Annotated in this window: 25 protein-coding genes and 2 other annotated features; of the genes, 22 read left to right on the forward strand and 3 right to left on the reverse strand. The window is 39.5% G+C overall.

The window, feature by feature from the left end:
- Positions 1-212 precede the first annotated feature (212 nt).
- On the forward strand, positions 213-1,229 hold the full coding sequence (locus tag ACDX78_RS20640; RefSeq protein ID WP_486030375.1) for a hypothetical protein: 1,017 nt from the start codon (positions 213-215) through the stop codon (positions 1,227-1,229).
- Here the strand turns inward: ACDX78_RS20640 and ACDX78_RS20645 are convergent.
- Positions 1,226-1,414 carry a hypothetical protein gene (locus ACDX78_RS20645; protein WP_486030377.1) on the reverse strand — a complete coding sequence of 63 codons (189 nt, stop codon included), beginning with the start codon at positions 1,412-1,414 and terminating at the stop codon, positions 1,226-1,228. The genes ACDX78_RS20640 and ACDX78_RS20645 overlap by 4 nt on opposite strands.
- A gap of 133 nt (positions 1,415-1,547) precedes the next feature.
- Positions 1,548-1,801 (forward strand) — a binding site (T-box leader).
- 67 nt (positions 1,802-1,868) lie between these two features.
- Here ACDX78_RS20645 and ACDX78_RS20650 point away from each other — a divergent pair.
- Positions 1,869-4,514: a valine--tRNA ligase gene (locus ACDX78_RS20650; RefSeq protein ID WP_486030379.1), complete on the forward strand. Its 2,646-nt coding sequence runs from the start codon at positions 1,869-1,871 to the stop codon at positions 4,512-4,514.
- Between the two features lie 107 nt (positions 4,515-4,621).
- On the opposite strand, the gene ACDX78_RS20655 is transcribed toward ACDX78_RS20650, so the two are convergent.
- Together ACDX78_RS20655 and ACDX78_RS20660 are read right to left on the reverse strand one after the other, a co-directional pair.
- On the reverse strand, positions 4,622-5,503 hold the full coding sequence (locus ACDX78_RS20655; protein WP_486030381.1) for an ATP-grasp domain-containing protein: 882 nt from the start codon (positions 5,501-5,503) through the stop codon (positions 4,622-4,624).
- Positions 5,504-5,514: 11 nt separating this feature from the next.
- Positions 5,515-6,402: an ATP-grasp domain-containing protein gene (locus ACDX78_RS20660; RefSeq protein WP_486030383.1), complete on the reverse strand. Its 888-nt coding sequence runs from the start codon at positions 6,400-6,402 to the stop codon at positions 5,515-5,517.
- 61 nt (positions 6,403-6,463) lie between these two features.
- On the opposite strand from ACDX78_RS20660, the gene ACDX78_RS20665 reads away from it, so the two are divergent.
- From ACDX78_RS20665 to ACDX78_RS20760, 20 genes are all read left to right on the forward strand, one after another.
- Complete coding sequence (locus ACDX78_RS20665) at positions 6,464-7,726, forward strand: bifunctional folylpolyglutamate synthase/dihydrofolate synthase (protein ID WP_486030385.1); 1,263 nt, start codon at positions 6,464-6,466, stop codon at positions 7,724-7,726.
- A 141-nt stretch (positions 7,727-7,867) separates the two neighbouring features.
- Positions 7,868-8,728 carry a hypothetical protein gene (locus ACDX78_RS20670; protein ID WP_486030387.1) on the forward strand — a complete coding sequence of 287 codons (861 nt, stop codon included), beginning with the start codon at positions 7,868-7,870 and terminating at the stop codon, positions 8,726-8,728.
- Between the two features lie 188 nt (positions 8,729-8,916).
- Positions 8,917-9,606: a RadC family protein gene (gene radC, locus ACDX78_RS20675; protein WP_486030389.1), complete on the forward strand. Its 690-nt coding sequence runs from the start codon at positions 8,917-8,919 to the stop codon at positions 9,604-9,606.
- 231 nt (positions 9,607-9,837) lie between these two features.
- Positions 9,838-10,878: a rod shape-determining protein gene (locus tag ACDX78_RS20680; RefSeq protein ID WP_486030391.1), complete on the forward strand. Its 1,041-nt coding sequence runs from the start codon at positions 9,838-9,840 to the stop codon at positions 10,876-10,878.
- Between the two features lie 12 nt (positions 10,879-10,890).
- The gene (gene mreC, locus ACDX78_RS20685; RefSeq protein ID WP_486030393.1) at positions 10,891-11,775 is read left to right on the forward strand and encodes a rod shape-determining protein MreC; all 885 of its coding nucleotides are present in this window, start codon (positions 10,891-10,893) and stop codon (positions 11,773-11,775) included.
- The gene (gene mreD, locus ACDX78_RS20690) at positions 11,775-12,314 is read left to right on the forward strand and encodes a rod shape-determining protein MreD (RefSeq protein WP_486030420.1); all 540 of its coding nucleotides are present in this window, start codon (positions 11,775-11,777) and stop codon (positions 12,312-12,314) included. The genes mreC and mreD overlap by 1 nt, the downstream gene beginning before the upstream one ends.
- Positions 12,315-12,357: 43 nt before the next feature.
- Entirely contained in the window at positions 12,358-13,044 is a 687-nt protein-coding gene (gene minC / locus ACDX78_RS20695) for a septum site-determining protein MinC (protein WP_486030395.1), read from the forward strand.
- Positions 13,037-13,837, forward strand: coding sequence for a septum site-determining protein MinD (gene minD / locus ACDX78_RS20700; RefSeq protein ID WP_486030397.1), 801 nt, complete (start codon positions 13,037-13,039; stop codon positions 13,835-13,837). The genes minC and minD overlap by 8 nt, the downstream gene beginning before the upstream one ends.
- Positions 13,838-13,989: 152 nt before the next feature.
- A complete protein-coding gene (locus ACDX78_RS20705) occupies positions 13,990-14,754 on the forward strand; it encodes a peptidoglycan DD-metalloendopeptidase family protein (protein WP_486030399.1) in 765 nt (254 codons plus the stop codon).
- A complete protein-coding gene (locus tag ACDX78_RS20710) occupies positions 14,741-15,601 on the forward strand; it encodes a site-2 protease family protein (RefSeq protein ID WP_486030400.1) in 861 nt (286 codons plus the stop codon). Before ACDX78_RS20705 ends, ACDX78_RS20710 begins: the two co-directional genes overlap by 14 nt.
- A 103-nt stretch (positions 15,602-15,704) precedes the next feature.
- Positions 15,705-15,778: a sequence feature (ribosomal protein L21 leader region), on the forward strand.
- A gap of 13 nt (positions 15,779-15,791) precedes the next feature.
- Positions 15,792-16,100 carry a 50S ribosomal protein L21 gene (gene rplU, locus ACDX78_RS20715; protein ID WP_486030402.1) on the forward strand — a complete coding sequence of 103 codons (309 nt, stop codon included), beginning with the start codon at positions 15,792-15,794 and terminating at the stop codon, positions 16,098-16,100.
- A gap of 12 nt (positions 16,101-16,112) precedes the next feature.
- The gene (locus tag ACDX78_RS20720; RefSeq protein WP_486030404.1) at positions 16,113-16,442 is read left to right on the forward strand and encodes a ribosomal-processing cysteine protease Prp; all 330 of its coding nucleotides are present in this window, start codon (positions 16,113-16,115) and stop codon (positions 16,440-16,442) included.
- A gap of 14 nt (positions 16,443-16,456) precedes the next feature.
- Entirely contained in the window at positions 16,457-16,747 is a 291-nt protein-coding gene (gene rpmA / locus ACDX78_RS20725) for a 50S ribosomal protein L27 (RefSeq protein ID WP_486030406.1), read from the forward strand.
- 148 nt (positions 16,748-16,895) lie between these two features.
- Positions 16,896-17,411 (forward strand): Spo0B domain-containing protein, encoded by a 516-nt coding sequence (locus ACDX78_RS20730; protein WP_486030408.1) that lies wholly within the window; start codon positions 16,896-16,898, stop codon positions 17,409-17,411.
- A gap of 20 nt (positions 17,412-17,431) precedes the next feature.
- Positions 17,432-18,712: a GTPase ObgE gene (gene obgE, locus ACDX78_RS20735; protein ID WP_486030409.1), complete on the forward strand. Its 1,281-nt coding sequence runs from the start codon at positions 17,432-17,434 to the stop codon at positions 18,710-18,712.
- 36 nt (positions 18,713-18,748) lie between these two features.
- Positions 18,749-19,609 (forward strand): prephenate dehydratase, encoded by an 861-nt coding sequence (gene pheA, locus ACDX78_RS20740; RefSeq protein ID WP_486030411.1) that lies wholly within the window; start codon positions 18,749-18,751, stop codon positions 19,607-19,609.
- A 276-nt stretch (positions 19,610-19,885) separates the two neighbouring features.
- On the forward strand, positions 19,886-20,824 hold the full coding sequence (locus ACDX78_RS20745; protein ID WP_486030413.1) for a LysM peptidoglycan-binding domain-containing protein: 939 nt from the start codon (positions 19,886-19,888) through the stop codon (positions 20,822-20,824).
- A complete protein-coding gene (locus tag ACDX78_RS20750; protein WP_486030415.1) occupies positions 20,817-21,770 on the forward strand; it encodes a hypothetical protein in 954 nt (317 codons plus the stop codon). The genes ACDX78_RS20745 and ACDX78_RS20750 overlap by 8 nt, the downstream gene beginning before the upstream one ends.
- Positions 21,771-21,804: 34 nt before the next feature.
- Entirely contained in the window at positions 21,805-22,554 is a 750-nt protein-coding gene (nadE, locus tag ACDX78_RS20755; protein ID WP_486030416.1) for an NAD(+) synthase, read from the forward strand.
- A 56-nt stretch (positions 22,555-22,610) separates the two neighbouring features.
- On the forward strand, positions 22,611-23,183 hold the full coding sequence (locus ACDX78_RS20760; protein ID WP_486030418.1) for a YhcN/YlaJ family sporulation lipoprotein: 573 nt from the start codon (positions 22,611-22,613) through the stop codon (positions 23,181-23,183).
- Positions 23,184-23,407 lie beyond the last annotated feature (224 nt).

Consider the following 23,407-nt stretch of genomic DNA (forward strand, 5'->3'; position numbering starts at 1 on the left):
CACTCAGTTCGGGCGGTAACCGAAAATTTATTGAGTAAGCAAAAGCTGCTCTGCTTTGTGATAATTGAAAGACTTTTATATGCTAAAAATTCCCCCCTTGCGATAAACAAGGGGTACCTGTTTTTTTCGGTAAATACAAAAGGTCGAGTTACCCAGCTTTCACTGAGATTCTAATGTAAAAGAAGAAACTGCTATTTAGGGGGTGAATTCATATGGAAGTTATTCAAAAAGTACTCACAGCTTACAATATATATCCATTGCATGTTGATAAAATTACTGACAACGTGCATAAAATTAACGATGGAAACAGGGATTATGCCCTGAAAAGAAGCAGCTTTATCAGTGAGCGGGAAACAAGGGTATGGACACATGTATATGAACAGGCATATCATCAGAATCTCGTGTCAGTTTTACCGGTTTATCTGACAAAAGAAGGGGAAATGTATACAGTTCAAAATCAAAACGTCTACTACTTGACTCCCTGGCTGGAAGCAGCTGTAACGCAAATAGAAAAGCGAACAATAGAACAATTTTACCGTGTGATCGGGAATATTCATACAAAAACAAGGCAAGTACATACTGTTCCGTCATCTGACTTTCTCCCCGGGTTCCAGGAATATGCCTCCTATTGTGATCACGTTCAAGAAGAGCTGCTCGGTTTTGTGGAAAGATTTGAGAAAAACAGATATATGTCCCCGTTTGAACTAACTGTTTGTACCCATTACCGTGACGTGAATTTTGCGTTAAAGGAAATGAAAAGACGTATCGAGTTATTAATGGATATAAAAGAGGATACGATCTCCTGGAATGCCAGCCTATGTCATTTTAACTTACAGTTTGACCATATGCTCGAGACACGACAGCTTCATATAATTAATTGGGAGAAAGCGCATTATGAAAATGCAACCCTGGATTTGGCGGCTTTTTTTAAAAATGAAACGAAAAATTTCAATGCACCAACAAATGATGTTATCGATTTATTCAACATATATATGAGCGAAAACGAATTGACTAAAACAGAACTTTATATGCTCTCTATTTACTTACTGGATCCAACCCCGTATATATCCAATGTTCAAAAATATAATGACCGCACATCCGGCAGGTCCATAATAAATCAAACAAAAATGCTTCAGCATACATACCGGCAAATCATGTTTGCGCTGCAATGGTCAAAATATGTGGAAGATGAATTTGAAACGCTGGAGCTTGACGATCTGGAAAGTTAAATCCAGCCTAAAGTAAAAGAAATATAGATAAACACAAGGATACCGAGCAGAAAAACATCGAATGTGGTCGGAAAAAATAACGTGCGCAGCAGCTGGAAAATCAAAATAGGCAATGTTACTTTTTCTGCTATGAGAATACATTTTAACCCCCATGGTGGCAGACGGTAACGGTAATATCGTGCCATTTTCTCACCTCGTTTCACTTTCTAAAAACTTTATAATATACTATGTATATGGAGAGGTATTTTGTGCAACAACTTATAAAAAGACTTGACGCTTTTGAGCGTTGCCGATAAAATATGAGATATAATAGATAAAGGAAATGTTATGAGAGGGAAGAGTACAGGAAAAACACCAACAGAGAGGGAAAAAATGCTGAAAATTTCCCGGAATTGTTTTACTGGAAGGTCGCCCTTGATACAGCTTCTTTGAACTTACAGTATGGTGCATACTGTATCATTAGAAGAATGCCGGTAAATTTACCGTTACAAAGAATGAAGTGTACAGATCTGTATGCACAGATCTGTAAACAAAGGTGGTACCACGGAAATAATACCTTTTTCGTCCTTTCTGAAGGATGAAAAGGGTTTTTTTATAGGTCAGATAATATTGACCCGAAATGAAAAGGAGGCAATTTTTATGGATCATGAGCAGAAAACATCACTGTCACCAAAGTATCACCCGCAAGAAGTGGAGAAAGGTCGTTATCAATTTTGGCTGAAAGGCAAGTATTTTGAAGCAACCGGGGATGAGAATAAAGAGCCATTTACGATCGTTATTCCGCCGCCGAATGTAACTGGAAGGCTGCACTTGGGTCATGCATGGGATACAACGATGCAGGACACGATTTCCCGCATGAAACGGATGCAGGGTTATGATGTGCTGTGGCTGCCGGGGATGGATCATGCCGGTATTGCTACACAAGCAAAGGTAGAGGCAAAACTGAAGGAGCAAGGGACGAACAGACATGAGCTTGGCAGGGAGAAATTCCTGGAACAATCATGGGAATGGAAAGAAGAATACGCGGACTTTATCCGGTCTCAATGGGAAAAGATGGGTCTTGGCCTTGATTACTCAAGGGAGCGGTTCACATTGGACACAGGTCTCTCTAACGCGGTTAGAGAAGTATTCGTTAAGCTGTATGAAAAAGGGCTTATTTACCGTGGGAAGTATATTATCAATTGGGATCCTAAAACAAAAACAGCACTTTCAGATATAGAAGTAATTTACGAAGAAGTACAAGGGAAGTTTTATCATATGCGTTATCCAATCAAGGATAGTGATGAAACGATTGAAATAGCGACAACAAGACCAGAAACAATGCTCGGTGATACAGCGGTTGCTGTAAATCCGAAAGATGAGCGTTACCAGCATTTCATTGGGAAGAAAGTAATACTGCCGATTATCGGCAGGGAAATGGAAATTATTGCTGACGATTATGTGGATATGGAATTTGGTTCCGGTGCTGTCAAGATCACACCGGCGCATGATCCGAATGACTTCGAAATCGGAAACCGTCACATGCTTGAAAGCGTGCTGATCATGCATGAAGATGGAACGATGAATGAAAATGCCGGAAAATATGAAGGAATGGATCGCTTCGAATGCCGAAAACAAATTATAAAAGATCTTCAGGAGCAAGGTGTGTTGTTTGATATCGAAGACCATACACACCAGGTTGGCCATTCAGAAAGAAGCGGTGCGGTTGTCGAACCTTATTTGTCAACCCAATGGTTTGTAAATATGCAGCCGTTGGCAGATGCTGCGATTGATTTACAGGAGCGGGAGGAAAAGGTAAACTTTGTCCCTCCAAGATTTGAACGAACCTATTTAAACTGGATGGAAAATATTCGTGACTGGTGTATATCCCGCCAGCTTTGGTGGGGACACCGGATCCCTGCCTGGTATCATAAAGAAACAAATGAACTTTACGTTGGCAAAGAAGCACCAGAAGATATTGAGAACTGGGAGCAGGATGAAGATGTGCTTGATACATGGTTTTCTTCTGCACTATGGCCATTTTCAACGATGGGGTGGCCTGATGCAGATTCTGAAGACTTTAAGCGTTACTTCCCAACGGATGTACTCGTTACCGGATACGATATCATTTTCTTCTGGGTTGCCAGAATGATTTTCCAATCAAAACAGTTTACCGATCAACGTCCATTTAAAGATGTGTTAATTCACGGTCTCATACGTGATGCGGAAGGCCGCAAAATGAGCAAGTCCCTCGGCAACGGTGTGGATCCAATGGATGTGATCGAAAAGTATGGTGCAGATTCACTAAGATATTTCCTGTTAACAGGTTCCACGCCTGGTCAGGATTTGCGGTTCCATTGGGAAAAAGTGGAATCCACCTGGAATTTTGCCAATAAAGTTTGGAATGCTGCTCGTTTTTCCTTAATGAATATGGAAAACTTCACGTATGAAGATATCGATCTATCTGGGGATTTATCACTTGCCGATAAATGGATCTTAACTCGTTTAAACGAAACGATTGAACATGTAACGAAGAACACGAATAAATATGAATTTGGCGAAGCTGGACGCCACTTATACAATTTCATTTGGGATGAGTTATGTGATTGGTATATCGAAATGGCAAAACTTCCGTTGTATGGAGAAGATGAACAGAAAAAACAAACAACTCGTTCAGTACTAGCGCATGTTTTTGATCAAACAATGCGGCTGCTCCATCCGTTTATGCCATTTATTACCGAAGAAATCTGGCAGCAGCTGCCGCATCAGGGAGATTCCATTACTGTCAGTGAGTGGCCAAAAGTTCGTAAAGAATTTCATGATGAAAAAGCTTCAGGGGAAATGAAGCGGCTTGTATCCATCATTAAATCCGTAAGAAATATCCGTGCTGAAGTGGATACACCGATGTCCAAACAAATCAAACTGTGGATCCAGGCTGAAAATAAATCCATTGCAGATAAACTGGAAATCAATCGTGCGTATTTAACGCGCTTCTGTAATCCGAGCGAGCTGGTGATATCTACCGATGTGGAGGCACCTGAAAAAGCAATGACACAGGTAGTAACCGGGGCAGAATTATTCCTGCCGCTAGAAGGATTGATTGACATCGACCAAGAACTGAAACGTTTGGAAAATGAACTGAATAAATGGACGAAAGAAGTAGATAGGGTCCAGAAAAAGCTGGCCAATGAAAAATTTGTTAATAAGGCACCGGAAAAAGTGGTGGAAGAAGAACGCACGAAAGAAAAGGATTATTTGAATAAACAGGAGAAAGTAAAGGCTAGGATAGCGGAATTAAAAGGGTGAGGGAACGCCTGTTTAGCGACGTGTGGACTGCGCTAAGTGCTCGCCCTGCCATAAAGATTCGTTCTCACGGAGCACTGGAGCTGGATGAGGAAAAAGCGGAATTTCAGTTAACTGCTGAAATTCCGCTTTTTCAACGCTGTCGTAATATGAAACACATATTTTTTCAGTATATTTATGTCGCTGACAGCAGATAGCGTTCTAGAGCCTACCACATCTTCAATTTCATTAAAAAGGAATTCTCCATTTTTCCCTATTAAAAAATCTATACCTGCCATACCAAAATCGAATGTGTGTATTATTTTTTCAACGAGCTTGCGTTCCTGATCACTCAAATGATAAAGAGCTGCAGTGCCTCCAAGCTTAAAGTTAGCCCTGAAATCATGATTGTTTTCTCTCAGTACTGCTCCGACAATTTCTTTGCCGACAATAAATGCTCGTACGTCTTTGCCAAGCTGCACATTAGATTTCTGCACGATAAAATCAGCATGGTCTAAGTTATCAATGCATGCCAATAGATCTTTTTTATGTTCAATATAATACACTCCTTTTCCCCCTCTGCCGGCATTCTTCTTTACAATAAACGGATAACCAAACGGCTGCTGTTGCATTATTCGATCTTTATTGGAAAACACCATATCTACCATCGGGATAGAAAGTGTGGATACATGCTGATGGGTCAATGCTTTATCATTACATATCCGGGAAACATGGGAGGAGTTAAAAACAGAAATACCGCAAGTTTCCAAATGACTGCTCAAAAAAGGATTCATTGTCCTAACAATGGCAACATGTGGCACTTCGGCTATTTCTCCATTCAGGTGGATGATTGGCTTATTGTCCATGATTCCAATTGTTAAATCTTCCTGTAAAATCAATATGAGAGACAAATTTTGAAGATGTGCCTCTTTTATAAACCATTCAATAAATGTTTTATTTTGTTCCGCATCTTCTCTGGCGTATATGAGCCAGCCTGTATACATATTCATCATCCCTCGTTCACCTAATGGTCTATTTTCTCCAAAATATAATCGATGATATAATCAGCAACATTTATATTGGTACATTCATACATATTTCTTATATGCGCATTGGAATTTACTTCACAAATGATCGGTGACTCGTCTGTACCGAATAATAAATCAACCCCTGCAAAATCAGCATCAATTGCCTTTGTTGCTTGAATGGCTAATTCTTTTTCTTCATCACTTGCCGCGTAGGCTTCCATCTTTCCGCCTGAAGTAACATTTGCCCTAAAATCACTGGAGGAAGTTCGTTTCATACTGGCAACGACACGATTTCCGACGACATGCAGGCGAATATCTCTGCCGTAGCTTGATGCAATGAATTCCTGAAAAACAAATGCTTTATCATTTAGTTCATTAACTTTACGGGTAAGTTCTTCTTCCGAGTGAATAAGATAAACTTGTTCGCCGAATGATCCAAATGCTTCTTTTACCACCATCGGAAAACCAAGTTTTTCGATGGCCGTGGTTAGAATATTTTTATCCGTGAATCCATGTCTAAATACCTTTGGATAAATTACCGTTCTTGGAATTGGCAGTTTTTGTTTAATTAATTCCAGGTAAGTGGCAATTTTATCGTCGCTTATCTCTATTGTACTTGCTGAATTAAAAACAGGGATACCTAGCAATTCAAGCTGCCTTGCCAAATAAATATCCTTATCGGTAAAAACGACATAATCCGGGAGATTTTTATTTTCAATTAATTGAAGATCCGTTTTACCTATGATAGATAAAAGCTCATTATTTTTATAAATAGATGCTGAAGTCTTTCTTTTTAACGCTGCTTGCTGTATCCATTCTGCAAAATCGAGAAATTTATTACCCGAAAGACTGCCATTATAAATGATCCATCCATGAGTATGCATTGTGATTATCCTTTCTGATATACTATAATAATTATTCAGTTCAAAGGAAAGGGTTGTTCGTATGTTTCAAAACCTTCAGCAGGCAGAGGAGTTCTTGTCTGCCAGAAAATCACTGGGAATTAAACCCGGGCTGGAGCGGGTGTATGCATTGCTGCAAAAAGTTGGCCACCCGGAGAAAAACATCCAGGCTATTCATATTGCAGGTACAAATGGCAAAGGCTCCACGTTGCAATTTATAAAGCATGCACTTCTGGCCAATGGCTATAATGTAGGTGAGTTTACTTCTCCGAGTCTGGAAGGTTTGCCCGGGCATATTAATCATAACGACAAACCTGTTGATGAAGCTGTTATTGTGGCATTATTCAATCAGCTTTACCCGGTTATTGAACAATTGGACCGGGATGGTATCTGCCCTACTGAATTTGAAATTATTACAGTGCTCGCTTTTATGTATTTTTCAAAATATGTTGATATAGCACTTATTGAAGCTGGTATGGGCGGAAGGCTCGATACGACGAATTGCTTCCAGCCTATTCTCTCCATTATAACAAATGTATCTATTGACCATACGAGATTTCTCGGTTCGACTATATCAGAAATAGCCTATCATAAAGCAGGGATTATCAAAAGAAATAGACCTGTAATCATTGGGGAAATGATAAAAGTTGCATACAACGAAATAGAAAAAGAAGTAAAAAATTCACATTCTCCTTTATATCGGCTTGGACAGGATTTTACCTGGGGAAAGATAGAGCGAATTCAGGGAAAACAGCGTTTTATATGGAATGAAAAACAGCATATAGAAATTTCCATGCTTGGAAAGCATCAAGTCAAAAATGCATCCATTGCATTTATGGCGCTGATGCTTTTGAAGGAGCTGCAGTATAATATAGATTTGGATAAGATATTGGAAGCTTTTTCACTAGCCCACACACCTGGCAGGTTTGAAATTATTCAAGAGGAGCCTCCGCTAGTACTGGACGGGGCACATAATATGGAGGGGATAGAAGCATTTTTAGATACCGTCCTGTCAGTTTATAAAGACAGGGAAAGACACCTGGTATTTGCAGTATTTAAGGATAAAGAACTTAAAGAAATGCTGCAGTTATTATTGCCGTATTTTACTTCCGTAACACTGACGACGTTTGATCATCCTCGGGTGGCATTACTGGAAGATTTAGAATATTTTTCAACAAAGGATCATGTTTATCTTGCAAATGATTGGGAGGACATAATCACAAACAGGAAAGAGCCTCATGCAGCATACTTTGTGACTGGTTCGCTAGAGTTTATATCAAGAGTGAGAAAACACGTTTTAGACTAAGTGCTGTCAATTTGCGTGGATTGTTTGGATAAAATCACTTAAATTGTAGAACGATTCTTTTTGTACATGACAATAGTCGTCTTACTTTTTATATCACCTGTGCTAGAGTTGGTTTACAAACAAGCAGGGGGATGTGAGAAAGTGGAAATAAAAAAGATAAAGAGTAAATTTAACAAGAAGAGGCCAAAGCTGCGTAATAACGATCTGGATGTCGGCAAAAAAAAAGATGAACAGGCTGCAACACTTGAAAATGCTAACAAACCATTAGGGACATTTAAGAGAATATCCAATCATTCCAAAGCAGCGAAAATCGGACAGCACAAAAAAGTATTAAAACCTGTTATGCTTGCAGTCATTTCCGCGTTGGTCATTGGCTCTTTATTCGGTGTCATCCTGCTGCGTATGTTTGTTACCATGGATGGGACGCCTGAAATCGGCGGTAATCCAAATCCTGCGGCAGTCACTGCGGATGATGCTGAAGAAGACAACACTGAGGATTCATCGGGACAAGATGTACGTTCAGTCGAAATGGAGTCTATTACCGCTTATGTATTACAGGGGGGGATTTTTTCGGAAAAAGAAAATGCGGATACATGGGCGGTAAACTTTGAAGAAGCAAATATTCCTGCAATGATCTGGCACAGGGATGATCAATACTTTCTATTTACCGGAGTGAACAGTTCGGCGGAGGAAGCATCACAAGCAGCTGACGAACTGGAGACGGAGGAATTGGAAATTTACAGTAAAGAATGGAATACGCCTCCGGTGGAAATATCATTAAGTGCAAATGAAGAAGAATGGTTAAATTCTTATCTGGCATGGTGGAAAAAGGCTTTATCATCATCCGGGGAAGCAAGTGGTGAGTTGGAGCAGCTGAAAGAATCATATCCGGAAGAATCAAATTTGCTGGCGCCCTTATATGACAAACTGGCTGAAGTAAATGAAATCGACGATAAAGTACTCCTGGAATTATGGTATATGTATGGAACATTGCACGATTAAAAGCAGGTAACTAAAAATACCTGCTTTTTTCAATTTTTAGGTTCGTTATTAACCTGGAAATTCTATTTTACACTAGAGAGATTTTGAAAATCTGAGCAATTTTTTCTATTAAAGTAGCTTTTTATCAGCTTGTTAAAAGCAAGCTTTACCTCTAAACTATATTTATCTTAAAAAGGGAGGTAAAGCAAATGTCTGTTTCAACCATTATGATCAAAGATGTGCCCAAGGATGACCGTCCCAGGGAACGGGTGTTAAAAATGGGTGCCAGTCACTTATCCAACCAGGAATTGTTAGCCATTCTGCTAAGCAGCGGGACGAAAGATGAATCTGTCATGGCCCTTTCCAATCGCGTTCTCATGCATTTTGAGGGCCTGAGTCTGATGCAGGATGCAGCCATCGAAGAATTAACTGCTATCAAAGGGATAGGACCTGCAAAAGGTGTACTGATTCTTTCGGCTATTGAGCTTGGAAAAAGAATGAATGAGTATAAACCAAATGAGCGCTACGTGATTCGCTCGCCGAAAGATGGGGCAGATTATGTGATGGAGGAAATGCGGAGCTTAAGGCAGGAACACTTTGTTGTTCTGTTTCTAAATACGAAAAATCAGATCATCCAGAGGCAGACTATTTTTATTGGGAGCCTAAATGCCTCCATTGTTCATCCAAGAGAAATCTTCCGCGAAGCAGTAAAACGGTCTGCTGCCTCAATTATTGTCGTTCATAACCACCCTTCAGGCGACCCCAGTCCATCCCAAGAAGATATTCATGTAACGAGACGTCTTTTGGAATCCGGAAAAATGATTGGAATTGATCTTTTAGATCATCTGATTATCGGTGACAGGAAGTTTGTATCCTTAAAAGAAAAAGGATACTTATAAATACTATCTATTTTACTATTTTTTTCGTATAATTGAATAGAAGAATGAAAGGAAAGCGCCATTTTTCAATATGCTGAAAGTGGCGCTTGTTCATCTTGATGATAAAAAATACTTTTGATAAAACGCATTACATATTATAATGATGCTATTGTTACACACATAAATTGACCAGAAATAGTAAAGCTACAAATAGGTTAATGAATTGAATGCAGTATGGAGAGGAAGATTTTTTTGGGTATTTTCAATTTTTCACAGGATATAGGAATTGATTTAGGTACAGCAAATACGCTTGTATTTTTAAAAGGAAAAGGGGTTGTATTAAGTGACCCTTCTGTAGTTGCAAAAAATAAGGAAACCGGAGACATTGAGGCAGTAGGAAGGGATGCTTATAATATGATCGGAAGAACACCCGGCAATATTTCAGTCATCCGGCCAATGAGAGACGGAGTTATTGCTGATTACGATACAACTGCAGCCATGATGAAATATTATATCAAAAAAGCAATGCGGAAACGCTCGTTTTTAGCTAATAAGCCAAATATTATGGTATGTGTTCCATCGGGGATTACGATGGTGGAGGAAAGAGCAGTCATTGATGCGACAAAGCAGGCAGGGGCTAAAGATGCTTTTCCGATTGCAGAACCTTTTGCAGCAGCAATTGGAGCGGGATTACCTGTATGGGAACCTACTGGAAGCATGATCGTTGATATTGGTGGCGGAACGACAGAAGTAGCGGTTATCTCGTTAGGCGGAATTGTAACAAGTGCTTCCATACGAACTGGTGGAGATAATATGGATGAGGCGATAACAAATCACATCCGAAAAACGTATAGTTTAATGATTGGTGAAAGATCGGCGGAATCCATCAAATTTGAAATTGGAGCTGCCGGTACCGTTACAAACAATGAAGAAATGGAAATCAGAGGACGTGACCTGTTAACAGGTTTGCCAAAAACGATTACAATTACTTCAGAGGAAATTGCTGAAGCATTGGAAGATACAGTGCAATCTATTATTGATGCAGTAAAGGATACGCTGGAAAAAACGCCACCGGAACTGGCAGCTGATATTATGGACCGTGGTATTGTCCTATCCGGAGGCGGTTCTTTACTGAAGAATATTGATCAAGTTATTAGTGATGAGACGAGAATGCCTGTATTTGTTACAGAAAACCCATTGGAAAGTGTGGCAATCGGGACAGGGAAATCATTGGATTACATGCAGCACTTCCGGTCCAATCCGAACGTTTCCTCTCAGTCTATAGTCAAATAAGCAGGTGTTTACATGAATTTATTTCGAAAAAAAAGACTTTTTATTTTTTTGATTGGATTTATCATCCTTGTGGTGCTGATTGGTTATTCCATCAGTGAAAGAGATGATTTAACGACGGCAGAGCAATTTATCAATGATACGGTTGGATGGGGACAGCGTATCATACATACACCGGTAAACTTTGTTACGGATGTGTTCACAAATATAAATGATATTCGAAATACGTATAATGAGAATCAACTGTTAAAGGAAAAACTGGCAGAATACACGGGACTCATTTATGAAAATCAACAACTCAGCGAAGAAAATGAAGAGCTTAGAAATTTAATGGAATGGATGGATGACGAAACCATTAGAGATTTTAACCCCATTCAAGCGACGGTAATATCCCGTTCGCCGGAACGTTGGGTGGAACAGGTTACAATAAATAAAGGAACACAGGACGGAGTGGAAACCAATATGGCAGTCATTACTGCCGAGGGAATGATTGGAAAGGTTCAATCTCACTCCCAGTCTACCTCAACGGTCCAATTGCTTACAGGTTTTGATCAATTCAACCGTATATCAGCGACAATTTCCCGTGAAGATAGTGATGATGTTTTCGGGATGATTGAAGGCTATGATCAGGAGTCAGATTCGCTTGTATTTCGGATTATTGAAGAGTCAGACCAAGGTCTGGAAGAAGGGGAACTGGTTGTGTCATCCGGTATGGGTGGCGTTTTTCCAGCCGGTTTGCCAATTGGTTCTGTAATAGAAGTAGGTTCTGATCAATACGGTTTAACGCGTACAGCACTGATTGAACCGGCGGCGGAAATGTATAACATTAATCATGTCGTTGTTGTAGACCGGGAATTGCCTGATGGAGATGATGAAGAAGATGAGGAGGAAAATGATTGATGAAACGCATTTTTATTCCTCTTATACTCTTCTTTTTCCTTATGCTTGAAGGAGTAGCTCTTGATTTTTTGCCGGTCAGTATACTTACAAGTGATTTGTTGATTGTTCCTCATTGGGTACTATTATTTTTAGTCATGACAGCCGTATTTTACGAACGGGATACAACCTATTATTCCATTATTTATGCCTTGATATTTGGTTTATTAATAGACGTTGTTTATACCGGGATTCTTGGTGTGTATATGTTTTCCTATACACTTGTCGTCTATTTAGTGCTTGGGCTAAGAAAAATTTTTCATGGAAATATTTACGTAACGCTATTATTAGGTATAATAAGTGTTATACTCGCAGACGTGGCGATCCACGTTATTTATTCAGCGGCAGGCATTATCCAAATGATGTGGAATGACTATGCAATAAATAGATTACTGCCAACTATTATTTCAAATATTGTATTTTTACTTATTCTGTATCCCTTAATGGCAAAAAGGCTCATCAGATGGAGAGAAGCGCATTTGACCGGAAGAGATACATTATAAAAGCTAAACTATAATGCCATGGTGATCGTGGGGTGAAAAATAAGTGCTTGATAATAAACAGCTAATTACAATAAAAGGTACCAGGGACGGTCTTACATTTTTTATTGACGACTCCTGCTCCTTTGATCATGCTGTTCATGAGCTTGATGAAAAAATTAAAAGCAGCCGTCCGAAAGAGGATGAGCCGGTGATACCGGTAATAGTGAAGCTTGGTAATAGGTATTTAATAAAAGAGTCTGAAGAACAATTAGTGAAATTATTTACGGAAGATAACCGGTTTCGTGTTGACAGAATTGAATCTGAAGTGATTCTTAAAGAAGATGCGATGGATTGGAAGGAAGAAAGTGAGATAAAAGCTGTTAACCAAATTGTTCGCTCTGGTCAAGTATTGGAAATGACAGGCGACTTATTATTAATTGGAGATGTAAATCCCGGCGGAAAAGTTGCAGCTACCGGCAATGTCTACATATTGGGAAGTTTATATGGAATTGCTCACGCAGGGGTAAATGGTGACCGAAAATCCTTTGTAGCCGCATCATATATGAACCCAAGCCAACTCAGGATTGCTGATTATATCAGCCGTGCTCCGGATTATGAATCTGATGGTGTCTATATGGAATGTGGTCTCATTGATGAAGAACAGGATAAAATAGTTATTGATCGACTACAGATGCTGTCACGTAAAAGAAAAGAAATCAGCGGATTCGAAAGGAGAATGCAAAATGGGTGAAGCAATTGTCATTACTTCCGGTAAAGGCGGTGTTGGAAAAACAACTACATCTGCGAATATCGGAACAGCACTGGCACTGATGGAGAAAAAAGTGTGTTTAATAGATACGGACATCGGCCTGCGAAACCTGGATGTCATCATGGGATTGGAAAACCGGATCATATTTGATATAGTCGATGTCATTCAGGAAAGATGCAGGTTAAACCAGGCGCTCATAAAAGATAAGCGTTTTGAATCCCTTTCTTTACTACCAGCCGCGCAAACTAGTGATAAAACAGCAGTTACGGAAGAGGGAATGAAGCAAATAATCAGTGAATTAAAACCGGAATATGATTATATTATCATTGATTGTCCTGCCGGTATTGAACAAGGATTTCAAAATGCTGTAGCCGGTGCAGATAAAGCTATAGTAGTAACAACACCGGAAAAGTCCAGTGTTAGAGATGCTGATAGAATCATAGGTTTGCTGGAGCAAAAAGATATAGAATCACCAAAATTAATCATTAACAGGATTCGTAACCATATGATGAAAAATGGAGACATGATGGATATAGATGAAATAGTGCAAATTCTTTCTATTGATTTAATTGGAATTGTTGCCGATGACGAAGAAGTAATTACAGCTTCCAATAACGGAGAACCTGTTGCAATGCAGCCAAAATCAAAAGCTTCCATTGCCTACCGTAATATTGCTAGAAGAATACTTGGAGAAAACGTTCCCTTACAATCTCTGGAGGAAGATAAAGGGATGATGCAGCGCATGAAGAAGTTTTTTTGGGGGATGCGATCATAAAATAAGATTAGTTTTGATAGCAGAAGGATGTGAACCCAAGTACTTCTGCTTTTTTGTGTAAACAAGATTAACCACTCCGCCTCTTCTTTTCATCATAACTTGTACAACCTTCACATATAATGGAGCAAAAGCATGTGAAGGAATGAAGGTTAATGAAAAAAGGAGTAAAAAAGGTTCGCAAATCAATTGAACAGCGAAAAAAAACACGCGGTCTTCCCTATAAGGAAGGAAGTAAAAAACAAATCATTTCAAATCTGCCTCAAGAGGAAGAAAAGCATGGATATCTTCCGGTTTTTACAGATGTGGCACCAAGCAGCAAGAAGGATAAAGCAGTCTCCGGCATTTTCCTGAAAAGTACCTTATCTGTCATGCTTTTTTTTGGTGCCGCCTTATTGTGGCAAACAGATACAGAGGTAATGGAGTCGCCAAAAAAGTGGTCAAGGATGGCCTTAACCGAGGAATTCCCGTTTGCTACAGTACATCAGTGGTATCAGGAAACGTTCGGAAGTCCATTGGCTTTTACACCGCCAACCGAACAGGCAACTAATTCAACGGATGTGCTGGCTTTACCGGTTAGCGGAAATGTAACGGAAACATTTCAGGTGAACGGAAAAGGGATTATGATTGAACCGGGAGAAACGACACAAGTGGCTGCATTGCAAGAAGGGATCGTTATTTTTGCCGGGAATAACCAGGAAACAAATCAAACTATTATCATTCAGCATCCGGATGGGAGTAATACTACTTATGGAAATTTAAGTTCCATTGATGTTCATTTATATCAATATGTGGGAAACAATCAGCAGGTTGGGCAGTTTTCTCCAACGGATGATAGCGAAACCGTTTATTTCGCTATTGAAAAAGATAATGATTATATTGATCCGGTACAGGTGATCCAAGTCGATGATCAAGAATAATTTAAAAAAAGTTCATATTCATCCCATCCTGATTGTATTTATACTTATCTCCTTTCTTACAGGTACTTTTGTTGAATTAAGCATTATTTTGTCCATCGTACTGATCCATGAATTTGGTCATTTTATGATGGCTTCTTATTTTAAATGGCGGATACGGAGAATTATGCTATGGTCCTTTGGTGGTGTGATGGAAACGGATGAGCACGGGAATAGACCAATATGGGAAGAAGCGCTTGTGATCATTGCAGGACCTTTTCAGCACCTGGTCATTTATGCTGCCATTTTTTTAATTTCCGGTATGCAGCTTATGCCTTCCTCGGTCGTGAATCTTATGTTTTACTATAACACCATCATTCTTTTATTTAACTTATTGCCGATTTGGCCACTCGACGGGGGAAAGCTGCTGTTTTTATTTCTATCCAGTCAATTTCCTTTTAAATCTGCTTATCATTTTATCATCCTTTTTTCCATGTTCACTAGTATTTTGCTCCTTATATTGCAATTATGGCTCCTCCCTTTTACATTAAGTGCGCTTTTTATTATGCTGTTTTTATACTTGGAAAACAGGATGGAGTGGAAACATCGTTATTTTGTTTTCATGCGATTTCTATTAAAACGCTATGAAGGGAACAGCTCAATCAGTGGAATTACATCCATTGTTTTACCGCATAATAGTTCACTAATGGAAGTGTTTTCTCATTTTAAACGGCAAAAAAAGCATGCGATTTATGTGACATATCCTAATCAAAAGAGAAAAATGATAGATGAAACTGAATGTTTGCGTAACTATTTCTACTATAAATATTATAATAAGACAATGGGGGAAATTGCGGATTATACCAGCTGAGCGATAAGTCTTCCTATGCGGCTTCAGAAAGGAAAAAATTTCGGTATGTCATTGACAAATATAGCCTAAACATGGTAATATCAATACGTTATTCATCGTAGCACCGTTGCTACAACCGCACAGAGCAGGTTTTAAATCCGGATAAAGGGTACCTGTATGGCGAGTCTTAGTTTATTAAGGAGGTGCAGAAATGTACGCAATTATTGAAACAGGCGGTAAACAAGTGAAGGTAGAAGAAGGTCAGGAAATTTTTGTAGAAAAAGTGGAAGCAGAATCTGAGGAAACTGTTACATTCGACAAAGTGCTTTTCGTAGGTGGCGATGATGTAAAAGTAGGCGCACCATATGTGGATGGCGCAACTGTTACAGCTAAAGTGGAAAAGCAGGGCCGTCAGAAAAAGATTACTGTATTCAAATATAAGCCAAAGAAAAACTATAAGCGTAAACAGGGCCACAGACAGCCGTATACGAAACTGGTTATTGATAAAATCCAGGCTTAAAGGGAACTTTTTATGATAAAGGTCATTGTATCCCGAACACGTAATGAAATAACAGCATTTGAATTATCCGGACATGCTGAGAGTGGTCCATATGGTTATGATTTAGTATGTGCTGCTGTTTCAGCAGTGTCAATTGGCACATTAAATGCTGCGTCAGAATTAGGTGAGACTGATCTCGAAATCAAGCAAGGGGATGAAGGTGGTTACCTTCATGTGCAGATTCCAAACGCTCTCCCAGAGGAGAAAATGGAAAAAATACAGCTCTTGTTTGAAGGTATGATCATAGCATTAAAATCAATTGAAGCTGAATATAATAAATTTATTAAAGTTTACAGTGAATAAGGAGGTGCACACGCATGCTACGTATGGATTTGCAATTCTTTGCGCAGAAGAAAGGTGCAGGGAGCACAAAAAACGGTCGTGATTCAGAGTCTAAACGTCTTGGTGCTAAACGTGCTGATGGCCAGTTTGTAACTGGAGGATCTATCCTTTACCGTCAACGTGGTACGAAAATTTATCCTGGTGAAAACGTAGGCCGCGGTGGTGATGATACGCTTTTCGCCAAAGCAGATGGCGTTGTTAAATTTGAACGTTTTGGCCGCAATCGCAAAAAAGTAAGTGTTTATCCGATTGCACAGGAAGCGTAAAATAATTGATGCATTGTTATAAAAGAGAGGCTGTTGAAAATATACAGTCTCTCTTTTCTTTATTTCAGTGTAAGTATTGATTTTTTTGACATGACCTTTACCGGTTTTTCTGCTATACTTCTTGATACGTATACGAGGGGGAAGGATAATGGAAGATTCCGATGTAGTAAAACTCTTGCAGCATTATCGCCATGATTTAATGAATCATTTGCAGATTGTTAATGGATACATGAATTTGAAAAGGCCGGAGAAAGCGGAAGAGAAGATAAAAGAAACCATGGAATACTATCATGAAGAACGTAAATTAATGCACGTAATGCCTCCCCAATTTATTCTGTGGGTGATGCAAGTGAATATTATGTTTGACCACATAAAGCTGGAATATCAAATTTTAACGGAAAAGAAACTACATCACGTGGAGCATGATTTATCAGCCAGGTGTGAAAAAGTGATTTCAGCTGTTAATAAAACGATTGGAACGGATAGTTTACATGACATAAGCTTACAAATAAAGGATGCAGAAAATGAACCATGCTGCGAAGTAAGTTTTCTCATTAAAGGGGAGAGTAGTCAGGAAGCGGTGTTAAGTAATTACTTAAATGACGATAGTGTAGATGTAAGACAAACACAGTCCGGGCTGGAATGTAGTTTTCTAATTCAGTAATTTACTTGAGGTGAGAAATTTTGTTTATAGATCAGGTTAGTGTTTTTGTAAAAGCAGGAGATGGGGGTAATGGTCTTGTTGCCTACCGCCGGGAAAAGTATGTTCCAAAAGGCGGCCCTGCAGGTGGGGATGGCGGAAATGGCGCGGATATTGTTTTTAAAGTGGATGAAGGTCTCAATACGTTAATGGATTTTCGCTATAACCGCCAATTTAAAGGGAAACGCGGAGAAAATGGCATGAGTAAAAATATGCATGGAAAAAATGCCGCCCCTTTTATTATTTCAGTGCCTCCGGGTACAACAGTAATTGATGAAGAAACCGATGAGACTATTGCCGATCTAACGGAACATGGACAAGAGGCCGTCATTGCTAAAGGGGGAAGAGGCGGCAGGGGTAACAGCCGATTTGCCACACCGAGAAATCCTGCCCCTGATATGGCAGAAAATGGAGAACCAGGTATAGAAAGAAAAATCAAAGTAGAACTAAAATTGATTGCCGATGTTGGCCTTGTTGGTTTTCCAAGTGTCGGAAAATCTACTTTCCTTTCTGTTGTTTCAGCGGCAAAGCCAAAGATTGCCGATTACCATTTCACGACATTGGCGCCTAATCTTGGTGTTGTGGAAACAAGTGATCAGCGCAGCTTTGTGATGGCAGATTTGCCTGGTTTAATTGAAGGAGCTCACGAAGGAATCGGACTTGGACATCAGTTCCTTCGTCACGTAGAACGCACGAGGGTGATTGTCCATGTCATTGATATGGCTGGAATGGAAGCGCGGGATCCCTATGAGGATTTTCTTAAAATTAATCAGGAAATAAAGGAATACGACGAAAAGCTGATGGATCGCCCGCAGATTATTGCTGCAAATAAAATGGACATGCCGGACGCGGAAGAACATTTGATGAATTTTAAAGCAAAATTACCGGAAGATTTCCCTGTTTATAAAATCTCAGCACTGACAAAAGATGGATTAAGGGATATTTTGTTTGCTATAGCTGATGTGCTGGATACTATTCCTAAGACTGACCCTATTACCGAAGAAGCGGAGGAGAAGGTCGTTTATCGTTATCAGAAGCAGGAAGCCCCATTTAAAATTGGCCGTGATGATGATGGCGCCTACGTGTTATCCGGTGAAAGAATAGAAAAACTGTTTAAAATGACCGATTTTAACCATGATGAAGCGGTTCAGCGGTTTGCAAGGCAATTACGGAAAATGGGCGTGGATGAAGCACTTCGAGAGCGTGGTGCGGAAGACGGGGATACCATTCGTTTATTGCATTATGAATTCGAATTTATCGAGTAACTATGGTAACATGTATGGAAAATACGAGGAGGAGAAATGTTGGCAACGAAGATAGGTTATTTAGGTCCAAAAGGAACATTTACGAAATTAGCAGTAGACACAGCATTTAATGGAGAAATGAAAGAAAGCTTTGATACGATACCGGAGTGCATCGATGCAGTTGAGGATAACCAGATTGATATAGGGGTAGTACCGCTTGAGAATGCCATAGAGGGCACCGTACAGTTGACTGTTGATTATCTTGTTCATCAGGTACGTCTGCCCATTATGGCAGAGATCGTTGTGCCTATTCAGCAGCATTTGCTTGTCCAGCAAGGCTTCAATGGGGACTTAAAAAGTATTACTGCAGTTCATTCTCATAGTCATGCGATTGCACAGTGTCACCAATACTTACATAAAAATTTGCCAAATGCAAAACTTCAATTTGAATCCTCTACAGGAAAAGCTGCGGAAATAGTGGGAGACAGTGAAAACCCTATTGCAGCAATTGGCAATTACCTGGCAGCAGAGGAATATGGATTAAGGCTGTATGAGGCAAACATTCATGATTTTCCAAACAATCACACACGATTTCTTGTATTAAGCAAAAACAGCAATCAGCCCCTTCACATTAACCATGATGTGCAACTGGAAAAAACAAGTTTACTCATTACGCTTCCAAGTGATCAGCCAGGGGCGCTTCATCAGGTACTATCCGCGTTTGCCTGGAGAAGGATGAATTTATCCAAAATTGAATCCCGCCCGATGAAAACAGGCTTGGGAAATTATTTTTTCATTGTTGATGTAAATCAGCCCTATGATGACGTGCTTTTTCCCGGTGTAAAAGGTGAACTTGAAGCTTTAGGCTGTAAAGTAACTTTTCTTGGAAGCTATCCAGTTTATCAAATGCAAATATAATAACGAAGTAAAATTGCCAATTTATTGTAGGATTGGCGATTTTTTTGTATATACTATATGCCACGATAAAACGTAAAAAAAGAAAACGACAAACATGACCCATCTCTAACCATGCCTCTGCTCTTATAGACAACTCCTGGTCTTTCACCATTTTTATGCACGCCATTTAGTATGGAATTTAAAAAAACGTAAATTTGGTTCAACTTTTACCCATTTTATGCATATGTTGATATAGAGTAATTAGCCCAGTGATTAACGAAAGGAGATTAGATTGTTTTGAAAATACACGTAGTCCAAAAGGGAGATACATTGTGGGAAATTTCACAAAAATACGGGGTGGATTTTGAAGAAGTAAAACAACTCAATAGCCACCTATCCAGTCCGGATATGATTATGCCAGGCATGAAAATTAAAGTGCCGACGAATTCAAAAGCTGTTAAGCATGAGAGCAAACCGGCCAAGGAGACAAAGAAAGAGCAGGTTAAACAGCCATATCAAGATATATCGCCAAAACCTATGCCCGTCATTAAAGAGGATGATAAAGCGCCACCGAAGAAAGTTCAGCCAGAGATGCCGAAAATGCCACAAATGCCAATTCAGCCGATCGTTCAAATGCCAATACTTGAACAGGATTTCGATTACCATACTACAGTAAAATTTCCTGAGAAACCAAAAGAGCCCGAAGTGAAAAAGGAGAAGCCTAAACCACAGCCAGTAAAAGAAGAGAAAAAGGTGGAAGCAGTAATGCCGCCCCCACAGCCAATGCCGATGCAAATGCCCATGACACCTTGCATTTATATGGTTCATCCATGTTGTCCGCCTGCACCATATCCAATGGCGGCTCCGGCATTGGATCAGCATCAGCATCCAATGGGGAAACATGGAAAAAAAGATTGTGGCTGTCAGGGAACAGAAATGCATTATCAAAATATGATGCCGTACCCAGTGTATGGGGGAGTAAATAATCAAAATATGATGCCGAACACGATGTATGGAGAAGCAAACAATCAAAATATGATGCCATACCCAATGTATGAAAGAATGAATAATGAAAATATGCCGCACTCCAGCTATACTACTCCACCAAATCAGCAGCAGCAATCCAACTTGTATCCGCCGCCATTTTCACCGGACATGACTCAAGCTTATCCAAGCCCGCCGGGATATCCGCAAAACTATTATAGAAATGATAAGGAACAAACAGATAATGAGTAAAGAAGATAAACTAAGAGACGAATTTATAAATCGTCTCTATTCTTTTTTGTTAAAAGAAGGGGGGATCAGCATAAGCCAAGCATCGCGAATAAAGTCTCACGTATTATGTATTAAGACAATAAATAACAAAAAATACATTTTAAAAAAACATAAAAATAAAGAAATTCTTTATCAACAATGGGAGTTTTTCAAGGCCACAGATAACGGGGTACTTATTCCCTTCCATCCATTTCCAAATGGAAGGGGATTCTTAACATACAAAGATAGTTATTATACCATCTCACCATATGTAGAAGGGAAAAAATTAAATTATAAATTTTCCGAGGACAGGAAAGCAGCAGTGGCAACAGTAAAAAAATTTCATAGGAAAGCTAGAAATATTTATATAAAAAGGCCAGTTAATAAAAAACCTTTTTTCATCAAATGGTATGACCGTTTGCTGGCATTTAAGCAAACAGAAGCATTATTTAATAAATATGGTTTTGATTATTTATATAGGGATATAGTAAAAACGACCGGGGTTCAATTACGACTTCTGTCCGGATTTCCCTGGGATAAGCTGGAGAGGGATGCAAAATGGAATGGACACTGGGTTCATGGAGATGTTGCTTCCCACAATTTTATTAAATCCGCACAAAATACCTTCATGATTGACTTCGATTTATTGCATTGTACAACACAGCTGTATGATTTTATTCAACTTGGCCAAAGGTTTGTCCCGCACGAAAATTGGGAAATAGAAGAACTGAGAAAGTATAATATGGTGGATGAGGACGAGATAAGAATCTGGGCTTATGCTATGGCTGTTCCAAGTGATGTGTTAAGGGAATGGCTTCACTTTTTAAATAAGAAGCCGTCAGGGATTCCAGATTATTTGAAGCGACTTGATAAAGAATGGGGCAATCGGCGATATTTTTTAAAAAGTATTGAAAAAGTGCTAAACTAAATAAAAGATAGATTTTACAACAGGGGTGGTAATTATGGAAGAATATGTAAACGACATTGTTAAATGGTTGCAGCATCAGGTAAAGGAAACCGAAACAAAGGGATTGGTCGTTGGTGTAAGCGGAGGGCTGGATTCAGCTGTCGTGGCTCATTTAATTAAACGGGCAATGCCGGAGAATTCATTAGGTGTTTTGCTCCCGATTCACACATCCGAGAAAAATTTAGTTCATGCCAGGGATGTGATAGATAGAAGCGGAATTGACACCATTACGCTCGATCTTACGGAGACGCATAAAACAATGTATTCAGAAATTAAAAGTAAGTTACAAGAAAGTAATGCATTTATTGATGCAAATGATCGGTTGGCTTCAGCAAATTTAAGAGCAAGATTGCGGATGAGTGCATTATACGCATTAGCAACCAATTATAATTATTTAGTGGTCGGTACCGATAACGCTGCTGAATTTTATACAGGATATTTCACAAAATACGGGGATGGCGGCGTAGATATTTTGCCGATTGTCGAATTCACAAAGGAAGAGATACGGGAGATGGCAGCATATTTAGGTGTGCCATCAGACATTGTCAAAAAGAAACCAAGTGCCGATTTATGGGAAGGGCAAACAGATGAAGATGAAATGGGCACAACCTATGACTATATCGATGATTATTTAAAAGGAAAAGAAATACCGGAAAAAGATAAGGATATCATCGAGGCCATGCATGCTAAAACAGCACATAAGCGCGCCCCGCTGCCACAATACAAAAGGGATAATTCCCTGTAATTAACAGTGTAAAAAAACCTCCCTTATGCAAACTATGTATAAGGGAGGTTTCATGTATGGCTAAATTAATGATTATACCGTTCAGCTTATTACTAATCTTCATTGCAGGCTGTGCAGATACTGCTGAAGAAGAAACAAGAATGAACAGGGAAAGTCCAACTCAGCCCATTCACTATGAATCAGAACGGGAGCAAAAAGACCGCTTGAATGTCCGTGATCAATCGATCGGTGAGCGGGGCGGATATCCGCAAAGTAAACTGGATAATATCAATGATGCAGATTTTGAAGGCGGATATTCTGATGAGTATACAACAGAAAGAACAGAGGAAATTACCGACTATTTAAAGCGCAAACAGGAAATAATCCAGGCGCAGGTTGCAGAAACAGATGAGCGTATCGTTATAGCTGTTATGACCCCAGAGCGTCCAAACCACGATACAGATATAAGCGGGGCAATTAAGGAAGAAGTGGAAAATATATTACCCGGTACGGATAAAGAGATCGTTGTGTATACGGATGATGCATACTGGGAACGTATGAAGAACATTGATGCTCGATGGAAGGCAAGAGAGACTGGCGAAGATATTGGTGAAATGCTTGAAAACTTTTTTAATATAGATGATGACTAAAAGCCTTTGTTGACACAAGGGCTTTTTATCATATGGGGTTTGCAAAATTATTTCTTTATCGCAGTGTAACTGGCTGGCCGACAAAAACGCCACGTCCTGTGGCATTGTCGGCACTAGCACGTCCTGTACGTCGTAAGACTCCCACTTCAAGCATGAAGGAAACATGAAAATGCTAAGTGGGAGATCCAACAGCCAGTAACGGCCCGATTCGTTCAAGGGCCTTT

The sequence above is a fragment of the Virgibacillus oceani genome (assembly GCF_041521345.1).
GTDB lineage: Bacteria > Bacillota > Bacilli > Bacillales > Amphibacillaceae > Virgibacillus_N > Virgibacillus_N oceani_A.

Coding starts and splice junctions, on each gene's coding strand:
- ACDX78_RS20640 (WP_486030375.1), top strand. CDS start 213: ATGGAAGTTATTCAAAAAGTACTCACAGCTTACAATATATATCCATTG.
- ACDX78_RS20645 (WP_486030377.1), bottom strand. CDS start 1,414: ATGGCACGATATTACCGTTACCGTCTGCCACCATGGGGGTTAAAATGT.
- ACDX78_RS20650 (WP_486030379.1), top strand. CDS start 1,869: ATGGATCATGAGCAGAAAACATCACTGTCACCAAAGTATCACCCGCAA.
- ACDX78_RS20655 (WP_486030381.1), bottom strand. CDS start 5,503: ATGATGAATATGTATACAGGCTGGCTCATATACGCCAGAGAAGATGCG.
- ACDX78_RS20660 (WP_486030383.1), bottom strand. CDS start 6,402: ATGCATACTCATGGATGGATCATTTATAATGGCAGTCTTTCGGGTAAT.
- ACDX78_RS20665 (WP_486030385.1), top strand. CDS start 6,464: ATGTTTCAAAACCTTCAGCAGGCAGAGGAGTTCTTGTCTGCCAGAAAA.
- radC (WP_486030389.1), top strand. CDS start 8,917: ATGTCTGTTTCAACCATTATGATCAAAGATGTGCCCAAGGATGACCGT.
- mreC (WP_486030393.1), top strand. CDS start 10,891: ATGAATTTATTTCGAAAAAAAAGACTTTTTATTTTTTTGATTGGATTT.
- mreD (WP_486030420.1), top strand. CDS start 11,775: ATGAAACGCATTTTTATTCCTCTTATACTCTTCTTTTTCCTTATGCTT.
- minD (WP_486030397.1), top strand. CDS start 13,037: ATGGGTGAAGCAATTGTCATTACTTCCGGTAAAGGCGGTGTTGGAAAA.
- ACDX78_RS20705 (WP_486030399.1), top strand. CDS start 13,990: ATGAAAAAAGGAGTAAAAAAGGTTCGCAAATCAATTGAACAGCGAAAA.
- ACDX78_RS20710 (WP_486030400.1), top strand. CDS start 14,741: ATGATCAAGAATAATTTAAAAAAAGTTCATATTCATCCCATCCTGATT.
- rplU (WP_486030402.1), top strand. CDS start 15,792: ATGTACGCAATTATTGAAACAGGCGGTAAACAAGTGAAGGTAGAAGAA.
- ACDX78_RS20720 (WP_486030404.1), top strand. CDS start 16,113: ATGATAAAGGTCATTGTATCCCGAACACGTAATGAAATAACAGCATTT.
- rpmA (WP_486030406.1), top strand. CDS start 16,457: ATGCTACGTATGGATTTGCAATTCTTTGCGCAGAAGAAAGGTGCAGGG.
- ACDX78_RS20730 (WP_486030408.1), top strand. CDS start 16,896: ATGGAAGATTCCGATGTAGTAAAACTCTTGCAGCATTATCGCCATGAT.
- pheA (WP_486030411.1), top strand. CDS start 18,749: ATGTTGGCAACGAAGATAGGTTATTTAGGTCCAAAAGGAACATTTACG.
- ACDX78_RS20750 (WP_486030415.1), top strand. CDS start 20,817: ATGAGTAAAGAAGATAAACTAAGAGACGAATTTATAAATCGTCTCTAT.
- nadE (WP_486030416.1), top strand. CDS start 21,805: ATGGAAGAATATGTAAACGACATTGTTAAATGGTTGCAGCATCAGGTA.
- ACDX78_RS20760 (WP_486030418.1), top strand. CDS start 22,611: ATGGCTAAATTAATGATTATACCGTTCAGCTTATTACTAATCTTCATT.